The organism is Stieleria sp. (genome assembly GCF_041595215.1).
Lineage (GTDB): Bacteria > Planctomycetota > Planctomycetia > Pirellulales > Pirellulaceae > Stieleria > Stieleria magnilauensis.
In genome coordinates this window covers 1-5,843 of sequence record NZ_JBFHKV010000509.1, presented here as the reverse complement: position 1 = coordinate 5,843, position 5,843 = coordinate 1, and the positions used below count along the sequence as shown (strand labels likewise).

Below are 5,843 nucleotides of genomic sequence, written 5' to 3'. Positions count from 1 at the left end.
TGCACGACGGGTTTGGTCACATAACTGGCCACGCCTAGGTCGCTGCATCGCTGTTTGTCTTCGCTGGTCGCCGAGGAGATGATGATGGTTTTGGTGTGTCGAAGCTGATCGTTTTCCAGCATTTTGGTGGCGACATCGTAGCCGTCCATGTTCGGCATCACGCAATCCAGCAGCACCAGTTGGTAGGGCGAATCGGCCGCGGCGGCGCGTTCGAGTTCCTCCAGCGCCGTCTGCCCATCGGCGACACACGTCGGGGCCAGCCCCCAGGACTGAAGCATCTCGTTGAAGATCAATCGATTGGTTCGGTTGTCGTCGACGACCAACACGGGCAGGCCGGCCAGATCTTCCAACGCGGCCGGGGGAGAGGGCGTCAGCGGTTGCCCGATTTCCAAGTTCAGATTGAAGTGAAATGTCGTCCCTTGGCCCAGTTCGCTTTCCACCCAGATCCGACCGCCCATCATAGAGACCAGTTGACCCGAAATGGAGAGCCCCAACCCGGTGCCTCCGTATTGACGCGTGGTCGATGCGTCGACTTGTGAAAACGACTCGAAAATGCTGTCTTGTTTTTCCTTCGGGATGCCGATCCCCGTGTCGCGGACCGAAAAGTGCAGTTGGGCATTCGTTTCGCTGCGGTCCTCCAGTTCCACCGCTACGACCACCTCACCGGCCTCGGTGAACTTCATCGCGTTGCCGACCAGGTTGACGATGATTTGGCGGAGCCGTCCGGGATCGCCGACGACGACTTGCGGGGCGTCCGGGTCGACGCGGCAGGCCAGTTCCAGTCCCTTGTCTGCAGCGTGATGACCTAGCGAGCGGGCCGTCCGTTCCACCGTGTCTCTCAGGTCAAACGCAATCGATTCCAATTCCAATTTGCCGGCTTCGATTTTTGAAAAATCCAGAATGTCATTGAGCAGCCGCAGCAGCGAATCGGCCGACCCGCGAACCATCCCCAGGTATTCGCGTTGTTCCGATGAAAGTGGTGTTCCGTCCAACAGGTCCGACATGCCGATGATCCCATTCATCGGGGTGCGAATCTCATGACTCATGTTGGCCAAAAACTCGCTCTTGGCTCGATTCGCCTGATCGGCCTCTTCACGCGCTTTCTGTAAGTATTGATTGGATTCGGCCAGCTCCCGCGTCCGTTCTTCGACCCGATCTTCGAGCGTCACCTGAGCCCTCACCAATTCGTCGGTCATGCGATTGAAGGACGTTCCCAGTCGTCCCAGTTCGTCATCCGAATCCACCGCGACTCGGGCATAGCGGTCACCCCCGGCAATCATGTCGGCGGTTTTGGCGAGTCGTGAAATCGGAGACGTGAACCGTCTGGCCAGGACAAACGCCCCCAGAACGCTCAGCAATACCAGCGCGGCTTCCAGGAACCACTGCATCTTGCGCAGCTTGCCGATCGGCGCGAACGCTTCCTCGCAATCCATTTTCACCACCATGCCCCATTGTTGGAATTCGGGGTCTTGCAAGGTGATCGGACGCCAGGCGATCAACACCTCGGTTCCCGCATAGCGGCCCACTTCTTGGCCCGAATCACCAGCAATCGCTCGATTCATCGCCTCCGTTTCGAGGTTCTCTGACGCGTCGTCGTGCGGCTTTGCCGAAGGGATCAGGTAGTGCAGTCGGTTTCCTTGTTGCGAGGCAATCAGCACTTCACCGGAGTCTCCCAGGCCGGTGGAATCGTGCAGGATCCGGATCAAGCCATCGACGTCCAGCAGCACCATCACGACTCCGAGAAACTCCTCATCATTGGTCTTTGCCGGCGCCGTCATCCAGGCAACGTATTGGCCGTCGTCGTTTTGAAACGGAGTCCCGAAATGGGCGTCGATGCGTCCTTGTGAATAGTCGGGATGATCGGAGTAGTTCTTCCCAACGTCGCTTTTGTCGGTCGACGTGATCACTTGGCCCTGCGGGTCGGTGATCGAGATGGACAAGAACTCCGGGGTGCTCAATTTGGCGTCGATCAGAATCCGTTGGACGCCCTGGCGAAACCTCGCTTCGTCGACAGTGCCCTCGATCCGTTCGACGAGATAGCTCCGCAGGCGGGTTCGGCTGGCGACCAGCAACGCCCGTTCTTTCTGCTGATCGACGTAGGCGAGCACGCGTTGTTGACGATCGTGCGCGGCGGTCTGCAATCGCTGGTGGATCTGTCCGATCAGACTGGTTTTGGCGAATTGAAAACTCGTCAAATTGGCCAACGTGGCGGTCAAAAACACGACCACCGCAACGAAAATCGTCAGTTTGGTTTGTAAATTAAGACGCATTCCATTGATTGTACGTCTGGAAGCCGATTAAAGGTCGCTCAGGATGATGCCCGCTGCGTTTCGTCCGCAGGCTCCCATCACGCCGCCTCCGGGATGCGACGCCGCACCGCACAGGTACAGCCTCTTCACGGGCGTGCGGTGGTCGGACCAGCCGATCAGCGGGCGAGACGGCCCCAGTTGATGCAGATGCATCGCCCCTTGCATGATGTTGCCGCCGGTCAGCCCGTACGTCCGTTCCAGATCCAGCGGCGTCATCGCGTGGGTGAACAGAATCTTGTCGCGGATATCCGGTGCAAACTGCTGCAGCATGTCGATGCAGCTCTCGACCCATGCGTCTTTTTCGTCGTCCCAGTGCCGGCCGTCGGACAGTTGGTAGGGAGCGTATTGGACGAACAGCGACAGGATATGTTTTCCCGGTGGTGCGAGACTGTCATCGACGTTGGACGGAATCGTCATCTCCAGCACCGGTTTGCTGCTGTAATTCCCCGCCAGCGCTTCTTGGTAGCCCCGTTCAATGAATTGCATGTTCGGTGTGGTGTGAATCGTGCCACGCAAAAGTTGCGGGTCGACACCAAAGTCGGGCAATCCATCCAGGGCAAGATTGATCTTGCCGCTGGCCGAGGAGTAGTCGATGTTTTTGACTTGTTGAACGAACTCGTCGGGCAGATGCCGGGAGTCGAGCAGTTGAAGCAGCGTTCGGTTGGCGTCGACTCCCGAGGCGACCGATTTGCCAACGAACTCGCCGTCGGATGTCGACACGCCGCGCACCGAGTTGTCTTGGACCAGAATCTCTTGGACCTCGACTTCCATCTTGATGTCGACGTTCAGATCCAGGCAGGCCTGACGGAGTGCCGCGGCCAGACCTCCCATGCCGCCCTTGATGTACCCCCAGACGCCGCGCGCTCCCCCGGCGTCGCCCATCACGTGGTGCAGCAACACGTAGGCGCTTCCCGGTGAGGACGGACCGTGAAACGCGCCGATGATCGCATCGGTTGCCAACGTGCCCTTCAACAGATCCGATTCGAACCAACGATTGAGAATCCGATCGGCCGCACCGGTCAAGACTTCCATCGCGCCGGGGTCTTCGTACAGCAACTTCTGCATCAGCGATCCGGTTTTCAGCCCGCCGACCAGGTTCTTGGCCTTATCCCACAAGCCGGTCTTGCGAAGCCGACTGGGCAACTGCGGCGGCACGGTCTTCAACAGCGGTTCCAACCGCTCGGCGATCTCGGTCAGCATCTTCTCGTATGCCGGAAACGCTTCGGCGTCTTTCTTGCTGAATCCTGCGATCGATTCAAAATTTCGCTTTGCGTCGTGCCCCAAAACCAGATGCCGGCCCTGACCATCGAAGGTGATCGATGACGGGTCGCGGCGCAGTACCTGGTAGCCATATTCCTTTAGCCGCAGATCGGCGATGACTTCCGGTAGCAGCAAGCTGACGACATAGGCGGCGGGCGAAAACCGAAAGCCTGGATAGAGCTCTTCGGTTGTTGCACATCCGCCCAGCGTGCCACGGCGCTCCAACACGCAAACCTTCTTGCCGGCCTTGGCCAAGTAAGCCGCCGTGATCAATCCGTTGTGGCCGCCGCCGATGATGATCGTATCGTACATAGAACTTCGTGGCGTAAGCTTCCGGCTTGCGTTTCGATTCGATGGCAAGCAAGCTGCTTGCCGCACTGATTGGTCCTAAACCGCGTCGACTTTCCAGCCCTTGCGGAAGTTCGGCATCAGGTATTGCTCGACATTGTCGTTGCCGCTGGCTTTGAACGCCTTGGCATCCCAGTCAAACCCGCCACCGGCGCGAAACGCCGTGTTGGCCAACAGGACCGATTCGGCCAGCGGGCCGGTGTAGTCGACAAAGTCGCACGTCGAACGTGGTCCGCCCTTGCAAGCGTTGATCCACTCCTGGTGGAATCCCGGGGACTTGGCGATCGTTTTCTCGGGAGCCTCCGGGTGGCCGCCGTCGTTGAGCGTGACCTTGTAGCCGTTGAATCCGGCTGTGATCGTGCCCTTGGTGCCGACGAACAAGGTGTTGTCCCCTTTCTCGGGAACCGTCTTGTGTTGTTTGAACACGTCGCCCAACGATGCGTGCCACCAATGCAGCGTCAATGCGCCGTGTCCCTTCTCCGCCGGGAATTCCAAACGCGTCTTCATCGACTTGGGAGTCCGCTGGGGATCGATTTGATCCGGGCTGGGCACCTCGTCCAGATCGACACGGTTGGGATATTTCAACTGCAACGCCCAAAACGGGATGTCCAGAATGTGGCAGCCCCAGTTGCCCGTTTCGCCGGTGCCGTAGTCCCACCAGAAACGCCATTTGTAAGGACAATACTCCGGCGAGTAGGGACGTTCTTGGGCGGGCCCTTGCCACAGGTCCCAGTTCAAATGGCTCGGGACGGGAGGAAACTCGGTGGGCACCGGGGGCATGCCTCGTGAGCCACCGACCGCGCAATAGACTTCGGTGACCTCGCCGATCACGCCCGAGCGAACCGCTTCGACCGTGCGAGCCATGCCTTCGTTGGCGTGTCGCTGGTTGCCGAGCTGGGTGGCGACATCCATCTTTCTGGCGATCTTCGTCAGCTCGCGAGTTTCCCACACGGTATGGGCGAGCGGCTTTTCGCAATAGACATGCTTGCCCATCAACATCGCTTGGCGGGCGGGATGAAAGTGGGTGTGGTCGGGCGTGCTGATGACGACGGCATCAATTTGCTTGTCCAGTTGATCGAGCATCACGCGGAAATCTTGGAATTTCCGAGCCTTGTCGAACTGTTCAAAACGCTTGCCCGCTTTGGCTTCATCGACGTCACACATGGCGACAATGTTTTCGCCGTCGACGCCACTGACGTTTGCCGACCCGCGTCCACCGACTCCGATGCAAGCGACGTTCAATTTTTCATTCGGCGAGGCGGCACGCGCGGCCGGCGTCGAACCGAGCCAATAGCCGCCGGAAAGGACCGCGGAGGTTTTTAAAAAATCTCGTCGTGACTCGGAGGGGCGTTTCATGGCGAATTTCGGTAGCAAGTAGGAGGGACGCAACAGCAACGGGCAGGAAACGTCGGTCATCATAGTCTACGACCTCTCTGGCGACCCTGCACGGCCCCGAGCGATTTCCAATGACGAGGTCGGGAAAGTTGCTCGCCGCGAATGTTTTTGCGTCTCGCGTTGCAAATCCGCCGTGCGCCCCACCTCGTTTGGATACACTTTTTATTCGGATCAGCGCGGTGAGACGCGCATCTTGCACCAAGAAATCGAGCGAGGCGGAATCGTGAATTATCTTTGTCGGCCCGGTCGGTGGAGGTGGATGTTGTGCTTGGGCTGTCTGATGCTGTCGCTTCCTGGAGCCGCCGAGGCGCAGTTCCCGTCTGCACCGCAAATGCCAAGTCCGGGCGGCGGGCGATCCTTCGGCGGACCGTCCAACTCGGGGCGTTCCTACTCGCGACCGTCCTACTCACGACCCTCGACCTCGCGGCCCTCTTACTCACGACCTTCGTACAACTCGCCCTCGTCGAATCCCAATCGGTTCAACACCCCGCGGACCGGCGTGCCGTCAAGTCGGCCGAGCTATCCCGGTGC

Annotated in this window: 3 protein-coding genes; all 3 read right to left on the bottom strand. The window is 59.2% G+C overall.

Translation table 11 applies throughout. The features are described from left to right. A partial coding sequence (locus ABX749_RS18950) for an ATP-binding protein (RefSeq protein WP_372897338.1) occupies positions 1-2,270 on the bottom strand: 2,270 nt, incomplete at its 3' end. Between the two features lie 27 nt (positions 2,271-2,297). Continuing rightward, a complete protein-coding gene (locus ABX749_RS18945; protein WP_372897337.1) occupies positions 2,298-3,881 on the bottom strand; it encodes a phytoene desaturase family protein in 1,584 nt (527 codons plus the stop codon). 75 nt (positions 3,882-3,956) lie between these two features. After that, a complete protein-coding gene (locus tag ABX749_RS18940) occupies positions 3,957-5,273 on the bottom strand; it encodes a Gfo/Idh/MocA family protein (protein WP_372897336.1) in 1,317 nt (438 codons plus the stop codon). Positions 5,274-5,843 lie beyond the last annotated feature (570 nt).